The following is a 16405-nucleotide window of genomic DNA, read 5'->3' on the forward strand; positions in this document are numbered from 1 at the left end:
ATTGTGGTCACAGAAGTTCGCGGCCGCGAGTCTCGGGCAGGCCGAGCAGCGCCAGTACGGCGATCCCGTAGCCGACCGCGCCGAACACCATCGCGCCGCCCGCGCCGAGGAAACCGACCACGGCGGGGAACGTCGCGCCGATGGCCCGGCCGAGGTTGTAGGTGAAGCCCTGCCCGGTCCCGCGCAGCGCCGACGGGTACAGCTCGGCGAGGAAGGCGCCGAACCCGCTGAAGATCGCGGACATCGAGAACCCGAGCGGGAAGCCGAGGAACAGCACGAGCGTGTTCGCGCCCGCCGGGATCTGCGTGTAGGCGACGATGAGGCCCGCCGACAGCACCGAGAACAGCAGGAACGTCTTCTTGCGGCCCAGGAGATCCGTGAGATAGCCGCCGGTGATGTACCCGATGAAGGCGCCGGAGATCAGGAACGCGAGATAGCCGCCGGTGCCGATGACGGTGAGGCCGCGGGTGGTCTTCAGGTAGCTCGGCAGCCAGGTCGCGAGCGTGTAGTAACCGCCCTGGACACCGGTGGCGAGCAGCGCGGCGAAGAACGTCGTGCGCAGCAGGTCCGGTTTGAAGATGCCCGCCAGCGAGCCGCGTTCCTTCTTCGAGGCACGGGCGGCTTCCGCGACGGGCGCGTCCTGGACGTTCCGCCGGACCCAGAGCACCAGCAGCGCGGGGATGACACCGGTCCAGAACATCACGCGCCACGCGATGTCCGGGCTCCAGATACTGAAGACGACGGTGTAGACGACGACGGACAGCGCCCAGCCGACCGCCCACGCGCTCTGCACGAAGGCGACCGTGCGGCCGCGGTACTTCGCCTGCGAGTACTCCGCCACCAGCGCGGCGCCGGCGGCCCATTCACCGCCGAAGCCCAGGCCCTGCAGGGCGCGGAAGATCAGGAGCGTCTCGAAGTTCGGCGCGAACCCGCAGAGCACGGTGAAGACCGTGTACATCGCGATGGTGATCTGGAGGGTGCGGACCCGGCCGATGCGGTCGGCCAGGACACCCGCGCCGATCCCGCCGATCGCCGAGACCACCAGTGTGGTGGTGCCGAGCAGGCCCGCTTCGCCGCCGGACAGGCCGTAGTAGGCGGTGATCGCGGCCAGGCCCAGCGGCAGGGTCTGGTAATCGAACGAGTCGAGCCCGTATCCGCCGAACGCGCCGACGAAGGCCCGGCGGCCTCGCGAACCGAGCGTGCGGAACCAGGCGAAGGGGCGTGTGTCTTCGGTAGTGGCTGTCGCGTCCATCGGCACCTCCAGAGGGTGAATCCCATCGTGGCACGGGTCACATGCTGAGCCACTGTAGGTATTGTTCAACAATTCCACAAGGGGATCCTTGGCTTGGCCTCTTGTTGCCGGTTAGGATCGGTCACGTGACGATCGCGGAGGGTGGTCCTGCCTCGGTTCAAGGACTCGAAGCGGATCGCGGCATGATCAGCCGCACCAGCACGGCCGAAAGGGTCGCCGGCGTCCTCCGCACGCGTATCGCGGAAGGGTTCTTCCTGCCCGGGGTCCGGCTGTCGGAGCACGACATCGGCTCGGCGCTCGGCGTCTCCCGCAACACGCTGCGCGAGGCGTTCCGGCTGCTCACCCACGAACGTTTGCTGACCCACGAGCTCAACCGCGGTGTCTTCGTGCGGGTGCTGCCCGTCGAGGACGTCGTCGACCTCTACAAGGTGCGCAAGGTCGTCGAGTGCTCGGCGGTGCGGGCGGTGACGGAGAAGCCCCCGACGTTCGCGAAGCTCGCGCGCCTGGTCGAGGACGGCAAGATCGCCGAGCGGAGTGAACGCTGGCAGGACCTCGGCACCGCGAACATCCGGTTCCATTCGGCGATCGCGGAGCTGAGCGGCAGCGAACGGATCGACGAGCTGATGCGCGGCATCCTCGCCGAGCTGCGGCTGGTGTTCCACATGATGGCCGACCCGCGGCGCTTCCACGAGCCGTACCTCAAGCGCAACGCGGAGATCCTCGAGCGGATCGAGGCGGGCGACGGCCTGGGTGCCGAAAAGCTGCTGGCGCAGTACCTCACCGACGCCGAAAACCAGCTCGTCGAGGCCTACGCCGAGCGCTCCCCCTGACGCATTTAGTCCTCTGAATGCGGTAGTCCGCGATACGAACCACCGCATTCAGAGGACGAAACGCGAGGGGCGCTAGGGGGTGGTCCACTTCTGGTTGGCGGCGCCGGTACAGGACCAGATCTGCAGGCGGGTGCCGTTGGCCGAGGAGTTCCCGGTGGCGTCCAGGCATTTACCCGAACCGGAGTTCACCAGGTCGCGGGCGGCGTTGGCCGCCCATCGCTGATTCGGTCCGCCCGCGCAGTCCCACAGTTGCAGCCGCGCGCCGTCCGCCGTGGACATCCCGGTGACGTCGAGGCATTTGCCCAGCGCCCGCACCGTGCCGTCCGCCTGGAACGACCACCGCTGCGCGCCCGAACCGTTGCAGTCGTACAGCTGCACCGCCGTCCCGTTCGCACTGTCCGCCCCGGCGACGTCGACGCATTTACCACCCAGCCCGGTGATCGCGCCCGTGCGCCCGCCCTCGCCCGACTGGGTCCCCGCCCAGGTGAACGTCGCCGACGTCGACGCGGGCAGGGTGTACGTGAAGGACTGCCCGCCCCAGTTGACGCGCACGTTCTGGCTCGTACCACTGGTGTTGTACGCGATCAGCGCCTTCGACCCGTCCGGGTTCTTCCACGCGACGTTCCGCACGGCGGAGTTGTCGTTGGACGAGATCCGGTACGCGCCCGGCTTCACGAACTTCGTCAGGTGACCCATCGTGTAGTACTCGACGGTGTAGTCGACCTGCCCGTGCCGCGAATCTCCATTGTGGACGGTGATCAGCCCGGTGCAGGTGCCGCAGCCGCCGTTGTGCGGCCCCATGTTCTGGTCCACCGCGAGGCTCCATTTGACGAAGCTCTTGCTCCAGTTCCGGGTGTAGTCGACGATGTTCGCCATGTCTTCGGCCTGCTGGTGGCTCACCCAGGTGCCGCCGGAGTGTTCCGTGCTGTACGCGGGAACGTTCGGGTACTGGTTGTGCACGGCGGTCTGCTGCGCGACGTCGCCGCCGTAGCCGTGCCACGCCATCCCGCCGAAGTTCGGGTCGGTGCGGATCGAGGCGTCGTCCATCGTCGGCGCGCCGAATTCCGCGTACTTGTCCCAGTTCCAGTCCAGCGCGAGGACCTTTGTGGACAGTCCCTTCAAGGCGGGCAGCAGGTTCGTCTTCGTGAAGTACTGGAGACCGGCGCCGTTCCAGTTCATCGACGGATAGCTCGCGCAGCACGTCGGCTCGTTCTGCACCGACACGTAATGGATCGGGACACCTTGCGCCTGGTACGCCTGGATGTACTTGACGAAGTACTGGGCGTACGCCGGGTAGTACTCGGCCTTGAGCCAGCCCAGTTTGAAGTCGCCGTTGTCCTTCATCCACGGCGGCGCGCTCCACGGTGACGCCATCACCTTGGTCGCCGGGTTGATCTCCCTGGCCTGCTTGGTCAGCGGCAGGATGCTGTCGAGGTCATGGCCGATCGAGAACTTCGCCAGGCTCGGATCGGTCTGCCCGGCGGGGAGATCGTCGAACGAATAGCTGAACCGCGCCAGATCCGAGGAGCCGAGCGGGTTGCGGATGAAGTTGACGCCGATCCCCGAAACGGGATCGAACAGCTTCCGCATGGTCTCGTCGCGAGTCGCCTGCGACAGCGCGCCGCTGCCCTTCATCAGCCACGCCGCGGTGTCGGTGAACGACGCGCCCGCGCCTTCGAACTGCTGGTACGTCGTGTTCTCGTCGACGGTGATGGTCTGCTGTCCGGTTCCGGTACCCGCGGCGAAATTGACCGGTGACTGTTGCTGGAGCCCGCGCGTGACGTTCACGCCGCGCGAGTCGTTCGTGGTGGTGAGCCAGATGTTCACGGTCTCACCGGCGGCCTGCGCCGGGGTCGCGACGAGCGTGGCCGCCGCGATCACCGCGGCACCGAGCAGCGGCAGCCGTTTCACGGCGTCGTCCACTTCTGGTTCGCGCCACCGCCGCAGGTCCAGATCTGGAGCCTGGTCCCGTTCGCGGAACTGTTCCCGGTGGCGTCGAGACATTTGTTCGCCTGCGGGTTCACGATGTCGCGCGCGCCGCTGATCGCCCATTTCTGCGCGCCGGATCCGTTGCAGTCCCACAGTTGCACGGCCGTGCCGTCCGCGGTCCCGCCGCCGGAGACGTCCAGGCACTTGCCGAGCGCGCGGATCGTGCCGTCGCCGCCGACGGTCCAGTTCTGCGCGGCGTTCCCGTTGCAGTCGGTGATCTGGATCGGGGTCCCGTTGGCGGTGTTCGCTCCCGCCACGTCGACGCACTTCCCGCCGATGCCGGTGATCCGGCCGCTCCGTCCGGCCGTGTCGCTGGAATTGACGTGCACGTAGTCGACGACGAGACGCTGCGGGAAGACCGTGCTGGAGTTCGGGTCACCCGGCCAGTAGCCGCCGACGGCGAGGTTCAGGATCAGGTAGAAGGGGTGGTCGAAGACCCAGCGGTTGCCGTTGAGATCGGCGGGGGTGCGGGTCTGATAGAGATTCCCGTCCACGTACCACTTGATCTGGTTCGGCGCCCAGTCGACGGCGTAGGTGTGGAAGTCGTCGGAGAAGTTCGGGCCGTTGTAGGCCGCGCCGATGCCGCCCGCGCCGGAGTAGCCGGGGCCGTGGATGGTGCCGTGCACCGTGTTCGGCTCGAAGCCGACGTTCTCCATGATGTCGATCTCGCCGCTGTTGGGCCAGCCGACGTTGCCGATGTCGGCGCCGAGCATCCAGAACGCGGGCCACATCCCCTGGCCGCGCGGCAGTTTCATCCGCGCTTCGAACCGGCCGTAGGTCTGGGTGAACTGGCCCTGCGTGGACAGCCGCGCCGAGGTGTACTCGCAGCGCCCGTACCAGCAGTTGTAGTTGCCCGGGTTCTCCTTCTTAGCGGTGATGACCAGGTTGCCCTGGCCGTCGAGCGCCGCGTTGTTCGTCCCGGACGTGTACCACTGCCGCTCGTGGTTGTTGACGTTGTCGCCGGTCTCGAAATGCCATTTCGAGGTGTCGATACCCGCGCCGGCGGGCCCGTTGAAGTCGTCGGTGAAGGACGCGGCCATGACGGCGGCCTCGGAGGCCGGGGCCTGTGCGGTGGCGGGGAGTGAGCCGAGGAGGACGCCGGCGGCGAGGAGCGCCGCCCAGCGAAAACGGGAGGAGATGGACATCGTTGTCGCCTCTCTTCGCAGGCAGAAAAGCTACTTTGTTGTGCCTGACAACAAAGTATGCATGGTCTCTACCACTGCGACAAGACGTAATTTTCGACCTCGAATTAAGGTCAGGCGGCGGTGCCCCGCTTCGACCCGGCCGTCCGCGGGTCCGCGCCCTGCTCCAGGAGGGCGGCGACCGGGAGGGTGGCGGCTCCTATGGCGACGGCGTCGGGCCCGAGCTTGCCGAGTTCGATCTCGGTCTGGTCGAACACGTGCGCCAGCGCGTGCTCGCCCGCCGCCCGGCGGATCTCGGGCAGGTACTCCTCGCCGAGCGCCAGCCCGGCCCAGCCGCCCAGCACGATCCGCTCCGGGTTGAACAGGTTGATCAAATTGCCGATGCCCGCGCCGAGATAGCCCGCGGTCTCTTCCAGCACCTTGGCCGCCGCCTTGGACTTGCCCGCCGACTCCAGCAGGGCGGCGAACTGGGTCTGCTCGTCGTCCTCCGGCGCTTTTCCGCCGCGCGTCTTGCGATAGCGGGCGAGGACGCCCTCCGCGCCGACGTAGGACTCCAGACAGCCGCGGGATCCGCAGCGGCATTCCTGTCCGCCGTAGACGATCGTCGTGTGGCCCCATTCGCCCGCGCTGCTGGTGGAACCCCGGTAGGTGGTGCCGTCGGTGATCACGGCCGCGCCGACCCCGGAGCCGATCAGCGCTATCACGGCGTGCCGTGCGCCGCGGCCGGCACCGAACCACATTTCGCCCTGGCCCTGGGTTTTCGCGCCGTTGTCGACGAACAGCGGCAGCTCGACACCCTCCGCGCGCAGGAGGTCCGTGAGCGGGACCTCTTTCCAGCCGATGGTGGGCGCGTGCACCCGCAGCGCCTCGCCCTGGTGGACGGTGCCGGGGACGCCGACGCCGACACCGAGCACGGTCGCCTCGTCGATCCCCGATTCCGAGATCACTTCCCGGAGCCCGGACGCCACCTGGGTGACCGCCGCGGCCGCGTCCGGGCGCGGGGAGGCGAAGGGATGCTCGACCGTGGCGAGCCGGTTCATGGTGAGGTCGAACAGCTCGACCTTCACCCCGGTCTCGCCGATGTCGACGCCCGCGACATGGCCGTACGCCGGGTCGACGCGGAGCAGGACGCGCGGCCTGCCGCCGTCGGATTCGACCAGGCCTGCTTCGACGATGAGGCGTTCTTCGCCGAGCTCGGCGGTCACGTTGCTGACGGTCGCGGCGCTCAACCCGGTCAGACCGCTCAATTCGTGGCGGCTGAGCGGGCCGTCGAAGTAGAGTTTCGACAGCAGGAGGGAACGGTTGTGCCGCCGCAGGTCACGGACGGTGGTGCGCTTGGCAGGCATGCGGATACCCATCTTATGGCGGCGGACCTTTCCAGGATGCCCCACGACCTTAGCCTCCGCCATGTATCAACTGGTGAAATAAGGCGGGAAGAGGGTCATGACGGGGGACGACGAGCTCATCGGCACCTTGCCGCCGGACTTCCGGTGGGGGGTCGGCAGCTCGGCGTACCAGATCGAAGGCGCGGTCGCCGAAGACGGAAGAACACCGTCCATTTGGGACACCTACGCCCAGTCGCCGTGGTCCGTCGACCACGGTGACACCGGCGAGATCGCCTGCGACCACTACCACCGGATGCCCGCAGACATCGCGTTGCTCAAGGAACTCGGCGTCGACACCTACCGGTTCTCCGTCTCGTGGCCCCGCGTGCAGCCGCGCGGTCGCGGCGCGATCAACCCCGCCGGGATCGCCTTCTACGACCGGCTGGTCGACGAGCTGCTCGACAACGGCATCGATCCCTGGCTGACGCTGTACCACTGGGATCTGCCCCAGCATCTCGAAGACGCGGGCGGCTGGCCCGCGCGCGACACCGCCGTCCGGTTCGCCGACTACGCGATGCTCGTGTTCGAGCGGCTGAGCGATCGTGTCCGCCACTGGACCACGCTGAGCGAGCCGTGGTGCACGGCCATGCACGGTTACGTCCACGGCGTGATGGCGCCCGGCCGCCGCGACGCGAAGGCGGGGATGGCGGCGGCGCATCACCTGCTGCTCGGCCACGGTCTCGCGGTGCGGCGGATGCGGGAACTCGCGCCGCCTGGGACGCAGTTCGGCATCACGCTCAACCTGAGCACCGCCGACCCGGCCACGCCCAGCGAGGCCGATCGCGAAGCCGCGCGTTTCGAGGACGGGATCGGGACGCGGTTCTACCTCGACGCGCTCGTGCACGGCCGGTACCCGGAGGACGTCCTCGAGACCCTCGCGCGCCAGGGCATCCGCCTGCCGTCCGAGCCTTGGGACCCGTCGATCATCGCGGCTCCGCTCGACTTCCTCGGCATCGACTACTACTTCGGGACGCGGTACTCCGGGGTGGAGGAGAACGGGGACGCGGTGGAACATTTCGGGATGCCCACGTTCCGCAAGGTCCCGTTCGGGGCGCCGTCGACGGTGCTGGGCTGGGAGATCCTGCCGCACAAGCTCACCGAACTGCTCGTCCGGATCAGCCGGGACTACCCAGGTCTTCCGCTTTACGTCACCGAAAACGGCGCCGCGTTCGCCGATGTCCCCGACGAGACAGGTTTCGTCCGCGACGACGACCGCGCCGCGTACCTGTCCGCGCATATCGCCGCCACGGCCGCCGCGCGGCAGGCGGGCGCGGACGTCCGCGGCTACTTCGCGTGGTCCTTTTTGGACAGTTTCGAATGGGCGTACGGCTACGCGAAACGGCTCGGCCTGGTCCGGGTCGACCGTGAGACGCAGGCGCGCACGATCAAGCAGAGCGGGCTGGTCTACCGCGACCTCGTCCAGCGGGTGCGCGGCGGACGGCGGTAGGGCCCGCTCCACCCTCGAACCGGCGGCTCGCTCCATTCTTCCCGGTGGCCCCGCGTCCTAGGTTCGGCAACGGAAAGTTCTTGCCGGAAACGTGGGGGACAGTGATGACCGTCAGGCTCGAACAACGTGACCAGCCGGAGACTGCGCCACGGAAATCTTGGTGGCGAAGGCCATGGGTAGGACCATTGGCTGTCGTCGTCGTGGTGTTCCTGGCCTTTTCGATGCCGCCGTATCTGGCGATGGACCCCGCGCTGTCCCGGGTACCGCAGCCGCCAGGGTTCACCTCGCACTACTGGTTCCTCTCGGCGCACGTGCTGTTCGGATCGATCGCGATGGTCGGGGCGCTGCTCCAGATCTGGCCGTGGTTCCGGGCGAAATACCCGGCGGTGCACCGGAAGATCGGCCGGGTGTACGTCTTCGCCGGCGTCCTTCCGGCCGGGCTGCTGGCGCTGACCGTGGGGTCGGTGAGCCCGTTCGGCCCGGCGACGCGGGTGGCCAACGTCGTGGCCGGAGTGCTGTGGCTGGGGTGTACGTTCGCCGGCTGGCGCGCGGCACGGCAGCGCCGGTTCGGCGATCACCGCCGCTGGATGATCCGCAGTTTCGCGCTGACCCTGTCGATCATCCTGAGCCGTCTGATCGGCCCGATCGCGATGATCTCGCTCGAACCGCAGCTGGAGACCACGTTCGGCGGCAGCGAACTCGCCTACTCGCAGTCGGTCGCCGCGATCACGGCCTGGCTGAGCACGACGCTCGTCCTGATCGCCACGCAGTGGTATCTCGATCGCCGTCCGGCTAGGAAGAAGTCAGCGATCGCGCGATGATCGTCCGCTGCACTTCGGACGCGCCTTCATAGATCCGCGGCGCCCGGACCTCGCGGTAGAGATGTTCGAGCAGATGTCCTCGCCGAAGCGCCCGCGCGCCATGGATCTGCACGGCGGAGTCGACGACGTACTGCGCGGTCTCGGTGGCGAACAGTTTCGCCATCGCGGCCCGTCCGGCGAGGTTCCGCTCGCCCGCGTCGTAGGCGGCGGCCGCGGCGTAGACGAGCAGGCGCGAGGCTTCGGTGCGGGTCGCCATTTCGGCGAGGGTGTGCGCCACGGTCTGCTGCTTCAGCAACGGCCCGCCGAACGCGATCCGGCTCTGCGCGTGGGCGACGGCGGCGTCGAGCGCGGCCTGCGCCATCCCGACGGCGAACGCGCCGACACTCGGGCGGAACAGGTCCAGGGTCCGCATGGCCACGCCGAAACCGCGGTCCTGTTCGCCGAGCAGCTCGTCCCGTTCCACGCGGACGCCGTCGAAGACGAGGGTGCCGATGGGATGCGGGCTGACCAGGTCGAGGTGCTCGCCGGACAGGCCGGCGCGATCGGCGGGGACGACGAACGCGGAAACCCCGCGCGATCCGGCTTCCGGTGTCGTGCGGGCGAAAACGCTGTAGAAGTCGGCCTCGGGGGCGTTGGAGATCCACATCTTCTCACCGGTGAGACGCCAGCCGTCGCCGTCGGGTTCGGCGGCGAGCTCGAGCGCCGCCGCGTCCGAGCCCGCGTTCGGTTCGGTGAGCGCGAAAGCGGCGACGGCGTCACCGGCGGCCACGGCGGGGACCCACTTCGAGACCTGCGAATCCTGCCCCGACTGCAGCACCGGATACGTGCCGAGACCCTGTAGCGCCAGCGCGGTCTCGGCCTCGGTGCTCTGGCTCGCGAGTGATTCCCGCAGGATGCAGAGATCGGTCGCGGCGGCTTCCCGGCTCGGGCTACCGCCGTCGACCCCGGGGAACAGCCGGGAAAGCAGGCCGAGCGCGCCCATTTCCTTGAGCAGCGGCCGGTTCACCGCGCCTTCGGTGCCGGATTCGGCCAGCGGGCGGAGCTTTTCGGCGCCCAGCCGCCGGACCTCGTCGGCGAAGGCCTGTTGTTCGGGGCTCAGTGCGAAGGCGGTCATCGGTCGCTCCCAGGTCGCCAGCGGGCGTGCGCGGTGCCCGGTTCTCCCGAGCGAAGGAGTTCCAGCCGTGGTTTCGGCCCGTCGGTGCGGCCGCCCTGCGGTTTCCGGCTGCCCGCCGCGAACTGCTTCGGCCACGGCATCGGATAGCCCTGCTCGGCGGCGGCGTGCAGTGTCCACTGTGGATCGTAAAGGTGAGTCCTGCCGAGCGCGCACAGATCCGCGCGGCCCGCGAGGATCAGCGAGTTGACGTCGTCGTAGGAGGAGATCGCACCGACGGCGATCACCGCGATCCCGTACTCGCGCCCGATCTCGTTGCGGATCCGGTCGGCGTACGGCGTCTGGTAACTGCGGCCGTACTCGGGTTTCTCGTCGCTGACGACCTGGCCGGTCGACACGTCGATGCCGTCGGCGCCGTGCTCGGCGAACGCGCGGGCGATCTCGACGGCGTCGTCGACGTCGATCCCGCCGTCGTACCAGTCGGTCGCGGAGATGCGGACCGTCATCGGCCGCTCGGCGGGCCACGCGGCGCGGACGGCGTCGAAGACTTCGAGCGGGAAACGCAGCCTGTTCTCCAGCGAACCGCCGTATTCGTCGGTCCGCTGGTTGGTCAGGGGCGACAGGAACGACGACAGCAGGTAGCCGTGCGCGCAGTGGAGTTCGAGGAGGTCGAATCCGGCGCGCGCGGCGGCGGCCGCGGAGTGCGCGAACTGGTCGCGGATCTCTTGCAGCTCAGGGAGCGTGAGTTCGCGCGGGGTCTGGTTCGCTTCGCTGTACGGGATCGCGGACGGGGCGCAGATCCCCCAGTTGCCCTCCGGCAAGGGCTGGTCGATGCCGTCCCACATCAGTTTCGTCGAGCCCTTGCGCCCGGAATGGCCGAGCTGGACACCGATCCGCGCGGGCGAATACCCGTGGACGAAGTCGGTGACCCGTTTCCACGCTTGTTCCTGCTCTTCGGTGTACAGCCCGCCGCAGCCCGGGGTGATCCGGCCGGTTTCGGAGACGCAGACCATCTCCGTCATCACCAGCCCGGCACCGCCGAGCGCCTTGCTTCCCAGATGTACCAAGTGGAAATCGGTCGGGACACCGTCTTCGGAGGAGTACATGTCCATCGGCGAGACGACGACGCGGTTCGGCAGGTCGAGGTTCCCGATGCGGAACGGCTGGAACATCGGCGGCCGGACGTCGGAGTCCAAAGTGGACGCGAACCAGGCGTCCATTTCGGCGCTGAACTCGGGATCGCGCAGCCGCAGGTTGTCGTAGGTGACGCGGCGGCTGCGAGTGAGGATGTTGAACGCGAACTGCGCCGGATCCTGATGGGTGTACTGGCCCATGTTCTCGAACCACTCCAGGCTCGCCTGTGCGGCACGCTGGGTGGAGGTGACGACAGGACGACGCTCGGCTTCATGCGCTTCGAGGGCACTGTCCATATCGGACCGTTCGTGCAGGCAGGCGGCGAGCGCGAGCGCGTCCTCCATGGCGAGTTTCGTACCGGAGCCGATGGAAAAGTGGGCCGTGTGCGCGGCGTCCCCGAGCAGGACGACGTTCTCGTGCCGCCAGCTCGCGCAGCGGACGGTGGCGAACGCGGTCCACTTCGAGTTGTTGGCGAACACCTGATGATCACCGAGGACGTCCGCGCACAGCTCGCGGATGACCTCGATCGATTTCTCGTCGCTTTCGCCCGGTGCCAGCCCGGTCGCGGCGATCTCGCCGAACGCGCGCTGCCAGACGTCTTCGTGCAGTTCGAGGATGAACGTGCTCGCGGTGTCGCTGTACGGGTAGCCGTGGATCTGCATGATCCCGTGCGGGGTTTCGAGCACGTAGAACTTGAAAGCGTCGAAGACGAGGTCCGTGCCGAGCCAGATGTACTTGCAACGCCTGGTCTGGAGGGACGGCCGGAAGCTCTCGGCGAGGGCGCCGCGGGTCGGGGAGTTGACGCCGTCCGCCGCGACGACGAGGTCGTACTCGGCGCTCGCCTCGGCCGCGCTCGGCGCCTCGGCGTGGAACCGCACGTCGACGCCGAGCTCCGCGCAGCGTTCCTGGAGGATGCCGAGCAGCCGCTTGCGGCTCATCGCGGCGAACCCGTGCCCGCCGGAGGTGTGCACCGTGCCGCGGAAGTGGACGTCGATGTCGTCCCAGCGCGCGAACTCCCGGCGCATGGCGGCGTGGATCACCGGATCGGCGTGCTCGATCCCGCCGAGCGTCTCGTCGGAGAACACCACCCCGAACCCGAAGGTGTCGTCGGGCGCGTTGCGCTCCCAGACGGTGATCTCATGATCGGGATGGAGCTGTTTCGCCAGCGTGGCGAAGTAGAGCCCCGCCGGGCCGCCGCCTAACACCGCGATACGCACGTCGCTCAGGGTATGTCGCGGTATGTACGACCGTCAACGATACGGGATATGCTGACCCGTATGGAGCGCATCAACCCGCCCGAGCTCGGCCGCCCTTCCGGCTTCTCGCACGCGGTCGCGGCGAGTGGCCGGTTCGTCTTCCTCGCCGGTCAGACGGCATTGGACGAGGAGAACCGCATCGTCGGCGAGGGTGTGGTCGAGCAGTTCGAACGCGCGTTGTCCAACCTGCTCACCGCGTTGCGCGCGGCGGGTGGGCAGCCGTCGGATCTGTGCAGCGTGACCATCTACATCGTCGACATGGACGACTACCGGGCCCACGCGCGCGAGATCGGCGCGGTGTGGAAGCGGCTGGCCGGGAGCGAGTACCCCGCGATGGCGGGGATCGGCGTCAGCCGGCTTTGGGATGTGGAGGCGCTGGTCGAGGTGCAGGGCTTCGCGGTCGTTTAAGGCAGCGTGCGCGAGACGTGCGCGGCCGCGGCCTCGCCGAGCCGCGCGTGCAGCGTGAAGAACAGGTCCGCGGCCCGGATCCCGGCCCAGCCCGGCGGCAGGAGTTCGGCGGGCAGGCCAGGGTCGAGATAAGGCAGCCGCCGCCAGTCGGTCAGCACCCGGACGTAGTCGGCGAACGCTTCGGCCTCGTCCGTGGTCTTGCGCCGCTGCCATCGCCGGAGCGCGGCCGAGTGCTCGTCGAGGAAGGCGGTGTACAGCGCTTCGAGCTGGTCGAGGTCCCACCAGTCGCGGATCTTCTCCCGCACGTCGCCGAACGCGAGGTGCTCGGCGTGGAAGAGGTCGGCGTACCCCTCGAGTTCGAGCCGCCGGAGCATGTCGGACGTCGCGTCACGCAGATGTGCGGGCGCGATCCAGACGCCGGACGACGCGGTCCCGAAGCCGAGCCGGGCGAGCTGCGTGCGAAGGACGTGCCTCTTGTGCCGTTCGGCCTCCGGGACGGAGAACACCGCGAGCAGCCAGCCGTCGCCGGGAGTGGCGCGTTCGCGGCGGAAGATCCGCTCGTCGCCTTCGCGCAGGATCGCCAGCGCGGTCTCGGAAAGCTCGTAGCCGGCGGCCCCGTCCCGGCGGACCGCGGACAGGATCCCGCGCCGTTTCAGCCGGGAGATGGACGACCGGACGGCCGGTTCCTCGACGTCCACCCCGGCCAGCAGATCGATCAGGGAGCGGACGGAGAGCCAGCCGCCCTCGCCGCGCGAGTAGAGGCCGTACACGGTCACGATCAACTGGCGCGGTTGCGCCGTTCGCCCCGCGCCGTCGACTTCGGTTGCCTCCGACACGGCCGTCACCCGGTCACCATAACAACGACGATGAGCTCATGTTTCGGCCGTGACCGAAGCGTTCCGCACTTAGCGTCACGGTATGGAGAATCCCCTGATCGAAGCCCCCGTTCCGCCGGTGCCCCAGGACGTCGAGCCGGGTGGCGTCCGGTGGTTGCGGGCGAACGTCGCCCGGTTCAGCCGTCCGGAGGACCACGCGCGGCGGCGCGCGCTCGTGCTCGCCGAGCTGGCGCCGATGGGGTCCTTGCGGGACAAGGCTTTCGCGCTCGCCCGGGAGATGCGGGACGAGCCGGTGGAGCGCGTCGTGTGGACGGTCCCGGTCGCCGTGCTGGCCGCGGAACTCGGTCTGCCGGACGTTTCCCGCGACATCGCGAAGGTTTCCGCCGCCTACCACCCGCATACGGAAATCGGTGCCGGCGCCGAAGAAGCCATGCGGCGGCTGGTCGAGGTCTGCGGCGGTGACGCCGGCGAGCGGACGGCGGCGCGGATCGGGCTCGTGGTGCAGGCCTGCGACGCGACGGCCAAGCTGCTCGGCAAGGCGCTGGCCGCGCACCGGCCGGGCGAGGACGCCGAAAGCCTGCTCGACCGGGTCCTGCGCGAGGATCCGCCCGTCCGGGTCACGCGGCGATGGGTCGGCGGCGAGGTGGTCGAGGTGGACCTGACGGAACGTCCATTCGGAGCAGGGCCCAAACAATGCCCGGGAGAAACGCAGGCGCGGCTGGTGGCCGCGGGAATTCTCGACGCCCTCCTGTGCTAAGACTTACCCCGGTCATCTGGAACTGGGGAGTCTTTCGATGCTGTATTTCAATGGTTTGTTCGGCGTTCTCACGCTCGGTCTGTGGATCTTCTGCATCGTCGACGTGATCACCACGGACGAGGGATCGTGCCGCAACATGCCGAAGGGGATGTGGCTGCTGCTGGTGCTGATCGTCCCGCTGGTCGGCTCGATCGTCTGGCTGGTCGCCGGTCGTCCGCAGCACACCGCCCGCGCGCCGCGCGGCCGCTACGAGCGGGAGAGCCCGGCGTTCCCGGAGTACGACCGGCCGGGCCGCTTCGCCGCGACCAGCGCCGAGGACGACGAAGAGTTCCTTCGTAAGTGTCGGGAGCGCGCCGAGGAGCAGCGCCGCAAGGCCCGTGAGGGCTGAGTAGCCTCGGCGGAAAGATCGACACTGGAGGAAGAGATGTCCGAAGCACTCGACTGGAACAAGAACATCATCAAGGAGTTCCGCGAGAACGAGGGGAAGGTGGGCGGCCCGTTCGAGGGCGGCTCACTGCTGCTGCTCACCACCATCGGGGCGAAGAGCGGCGAACCGCGCACGTCGCCGCTCGCGTACGCGGAGGAGGACGGCAAGTACGTCGTCGCCGCGTCGTACGCCGGGGCGGACAAGAACCCCGCCTGGTACCACAACATCCTCGCGAACCCGAAGGTCACCGTCGAGGTCGGCACGGAGAAGTTCGAGGCGACCGCGACCGTCGTGCTCGAAGACCGCGCCGAGCGCGACCGTCTCTACGCGAAGATGGTCAGCATCATGCCGGGCTTCGCGGACTACGAGCAGAAGACCGACCGGGTGATCCCGATCGTCACCCTCTCGCGCTGATTCAGCGCGCGCCGCTGGGGGCTTCGACGGCGTTCGGGCGCTTGAGTTCGGCTTCGGCCGCACGCAGCGCCTTGCGCTCCTGGCGGCGCGCGATCAGCTTCTTGCCGGTGAGGATCATCGGCTGCTCCACCCAGCGGTGGATGAGATCCGCGATCCCGAGCCCGACCGCGAACACGGTCAGCGCGCTGATCATCCGGTGCTCGCCCAGCGGCGGGATCGCCGCGACCACGGCGAAGTGCACCGGGCCCTGCAGCAGGTAGAGCGAGTACGAACGCTCACCGACGAACCGCATCACCTTCGTGGCCAGCAGCCAGCGCAGCGGCCCCGGCGAGACCAGCACGACCAGCAACATCGCCGAGAGCAGGCCGTACGCGATCAGCAGGCCGAGGTTGCTGCCGGTCTCCCACCACAGGCTTTCCATGTTGACGTGCAGCAACGCGAAAGCGCCGAACACCGGGATCGCCGCGAGCGGGTGGGTCAGCGGTTTGATCACCGCGTAGGACCGGCGGTAGTGCATCGCGATCGCCAGCACGCAGCCGATCAGCAGGATCGCGTAGTGCACGGTCGACCGGTAGATCGGCGCCTGCGGCCCGTTGAGCACCCAGCCGCTGGTGACCCCGACCAGCCCGGCCATCAGCGCGAACGCGGCGAACGCCAGCGCGAGTTTGCGCCAGGCCGCGGCCAGCCCGACGGCTCCCGCGACCACCAGCAAGAACGGCCAGAACAGGTAGAACTTCTCCTCGATGCCCAGCGTCCACGAGCCGCTGAAGAAGTTGTCCGCGCCGTTGCCCCCGCTGGCGGGGAAGAACTCGTTGAAGAAGGTCAGGTAGTACTTCAGCGCGTGCGGGAAGTCGCGGGTGAAGAACTCCCCGCGCAGCCACACGAACACGACGATCCCGCCGAGGATCACCAGGTACGGCGGCAGGATCCGGAACACGCGCCGCAGGTAGAACGCCGAAAGCGAGATCCGGCCGGTCCGGTCCTGCTCACGAAGCAGCAGCGTCGTGATCAGGAAACCGGACAGCACGAAGAAGATGTAGACACCGACCCAGCCGGACAGCCAGCTCCACTTCGGACCCGCGAAGTGGAAGAGGATCACGATGGTGGCCGCGATCGCGCGCAGCCCGTCGAGCGCGGGGAACCGACGCATGGCGAGGAACTCGTCATGGTCCAAAGTGCGCACAGTGCCCCCTAAT

The 16405-nt window shown here is 68.4% G+C and carries 15 protein-coding genes; 7 read left to right on the forward strand and 8 right to left on the reverse strand.

Annotation, left to right across the window (positions count from 1 at the left end):
- Positions 1–7: 7 nt before the first annotated feature.
- Complete coding sequence (locus ACIRGA_RS28605) at positions 8–1252, reverse strand: MFS transporter (protein WP_400946477.1); 1245 nt, start codon at positions 1250–1252, stop codon at positions 8–10.
- Positions 1253–1434: 182 nt separating this feature from the next.
- On the opposite strand from ACIRGA_RS28605, the gene ACIRGA_RS28610 reads away from it, so the two are divergent.
- Positions 1435–2082 carry a GntR family transcriptional regulator gene (locus ACIRGA_RS28610; RefSeq protein ID WP_400946548.1) on the forward strand — a complete coding sequence of 216 codons (648 nt, stop codon included), beginning with the start codon at positions 1435–1437 and terminating at the stop codon, positions 2080–2082.
- Positions 2083–2154: 72 nt separating this feature from the next.
- On the opposite strand, the gene ACIRGA_RS28615 is transcribed toward ACIRGA_RS28610, so the two are convergent.
- The 3 genes from ACIRGA_RS28615 to ACIRGA_RS28625 all read right to left on the reverse strand — a co-directional run bounded on the left by ACIRGA_RS28615 (position 2155) and on the right by ACIRGA_RS28625 (position 6571).
- Complete coding sequence (locus ACIRGA_RS28615; RefSeq protein ID WP_400946479.1) at positions 2155–4086, reverse strand: ricin-type beta-trefoil lectin domain protein; 1932 nt, start codon at positions 4084–4086, stop codon at positions 2155–2157.
- Positions 3990–5216, reverse strand: a complete 1227-nt coding sequence (locus ACIRGA_RS28620; RefSeq protein WP_400946482.1) for an RICIN domain-containing protein — start codon at positions 5214–5216, stop codon at positions 3990–3992. The genes ACIRGA_RS28615 and ACIRGA_RS28620 overlap by 97 nt, the downstream gene beginning before the upstream one ends.
- A 110-nt stretch (positions 5217–5326) precedes the next feature.
- Positions 5327–6571, reverse strand: coding sequence for an ROK family protein (locus ACIRGA_RS28625; RefSeq protein WP_400946484.1), 1245 nt, complete (start codon positions 6569–6571; stop codon positions 5327–5329).
- 85 nt (positions 6572–6656) lie between these two features.
- Between ACIRGA_RS28625 and ACIRGA_RS28630 the strand changes: the two genes are divergently transcribed.
- Both ACIRGA_RS28630 and ACIRGA_RS28635 read left to right on the forward strand, forming a co-directional pair.
- Positions 6657–8045, forward strand: coding sequence for a GH1 family beta-glucosidase (locus tag ACIRGA_RS28630; protein WP_400946487.1), 1389 nt, complete (start codon positions 6657–6659; stop codon positions 8043–8045).
- A 185-nt stretch (positions 8046–8230) separates the two neighbouring features.
- Positions 8231–8866: a DUF2306 domain-containing protein gene (locus ACIRGA_RS28635; protein WP_400946489.1), complete on the forward strand. Its 636-nt coding sequence runs from the start codon at positions 8231–8233 to the stop codon at positions 8864–8866.
- Here the strand turns inward: ACIRGA_RS28635 and ACIRGA_RS28640 are convergent.
- Both ACIRGA_RS28640 and ACIRGA_RS28645 read right to left on the reverse strand, forming a co-directional pair.
- On the reverse strand, positions 8838–9980 hold the full coding sequence (locus tag ACIRGA_RS28640; protein WP_400946491.1) for an acyl-CoA dehydrogenase family protein: 1143 nt from the start codon (positions 9978–9980) through the stop codon (positions 8838–8840). The two genes, ACIRGA_RS28635 and ACIRGA_RS28640, sit on opposite strands and share 29 nt — an antisense overlap.
- Positions 9977–12328 carry a bifunctional salicylyl-CoA 5-hydroxylase/oxidoreductase gene (locus ACIRGA_RS28645; RefSeq protein WP_400946493.1) on the reverse strand — a complete coding sequence of 784 codons (2352 nt, stop codon included), beginning with the start codon at positions 12326–12328 and terminating at the stop codon, positions 9977–9979. The genes ACIRGA_RS28640 and ACIRGA_RS28645 overlap by 4 nt, the downstream gene beginning before the upstream one ends.
- 48 nt (positions 12329–12376) lie before the next feature.
- Here ACIRGA_RS28645 and ACIRGA_RS28650 point away from each other — a divergent pair, with 48 nt between their 5' ends.
- A complete protein-coding gene (locus tag ACIRGA_RS28650) occupies positions 12377–12775 on the forward strand; it encodes a RidA family protein (protein WP_400946496.1) in 399 nt (132 codons plus the stop codon).
- Here ACIRGA_RS28650 and ACIRGA_RS28655 read toward each other — a convergent pair.
- Complete coding sequence (locus tag ACIRGA_RS28655) at positions 12772–13620, reverse strand: PaaX family transcriptional regulator C-terminal domain-containing protein (protein ID WP_400946499.1); 849 nt, start codon at positions 13618–13620, stop codon at positions 12772–12774. The two genes, ACIRGA_RS28650 and ACIRGA_RS28655, sit on opposite strands and share 4 nt — an antisense overlap.
- A gap of 73 nt (positions 13621–13693) precedes the next feature.
- Here ACIRGA_RS28655 and ACIRGA_RS28660 point away from each other — a divergent pair, with 73 nt between their 5' ends.
- Genes ACIRGA_RS28660 through ACIRGA_RS28670 form a run of 3 tightly spaced genes read left to right on the forward strand, consistent with a single transcriptional unit; the run spans position 13694 to position 15209 of the window.
- Positions 13694–14368, forward strand: coding sequence for an oxidoreductase (locus tag ACIRGA_RS28660; protein ID WP_400946502.1), 675 nt, complete (start codon positions 13694–13696; stop codon positions 14366–14368).
- A 37-nt stretch (positions 14369–14405) separates the two neighbouring features.
- Positions 14406–14756: a PLDc N-terminal domain-containing protein gene (locus ACIRGA_RS28665; RefSeq protein ID WP_400946504.1), complete on the forward strand. Its 351-nt coding sequence runs from the start codon at positions 14406–14408 to the stop codon at positions 14754–14756.
- A 36-nt stretch (positions 14757–14792) separates the two neighbouring features.
- Complete coding sequence (locus tag ACIRGA_RS28670) at positions 14793–15209, forward strand: nitroreductase family deazaflavin-dependent oxidoreductase (RefSeq protein ID WP_400946506.1); 417 nt, start codon at positions 14793–14795, stop codon at positions 15207–15209.
- Between the two features lies 1 nt (position 15210).
- On the opposite strand, the gene ACIRGA_RS28675 is transcribed toward ACIRGA_RS28670, so the two are convergent.
- Positions 15211–16392 carry an acyltransferase family protein gene (locus ACIRGA_RS28675; protein ID WP_400946508.1) on the reverse strand — a complete coding sequence of 394 codons (1182 nt, stop codon included), beginning with the start codon at positions 16390–16392 and terminating at the stop codon, positions 15211–15213.
- Between the last annotated feature and the right edge of the window lie 13 nt (positions 16393–16405).

Source organism: Amycolatopsis sp. NPDC102389, from assembly GCF_044765885.1.
Classification (GTDB): Bacteria; Actinomycetota; Actinomycetes; order Mycobacteriales; family Pseudonocardiaceae; genus Amycolatopsis.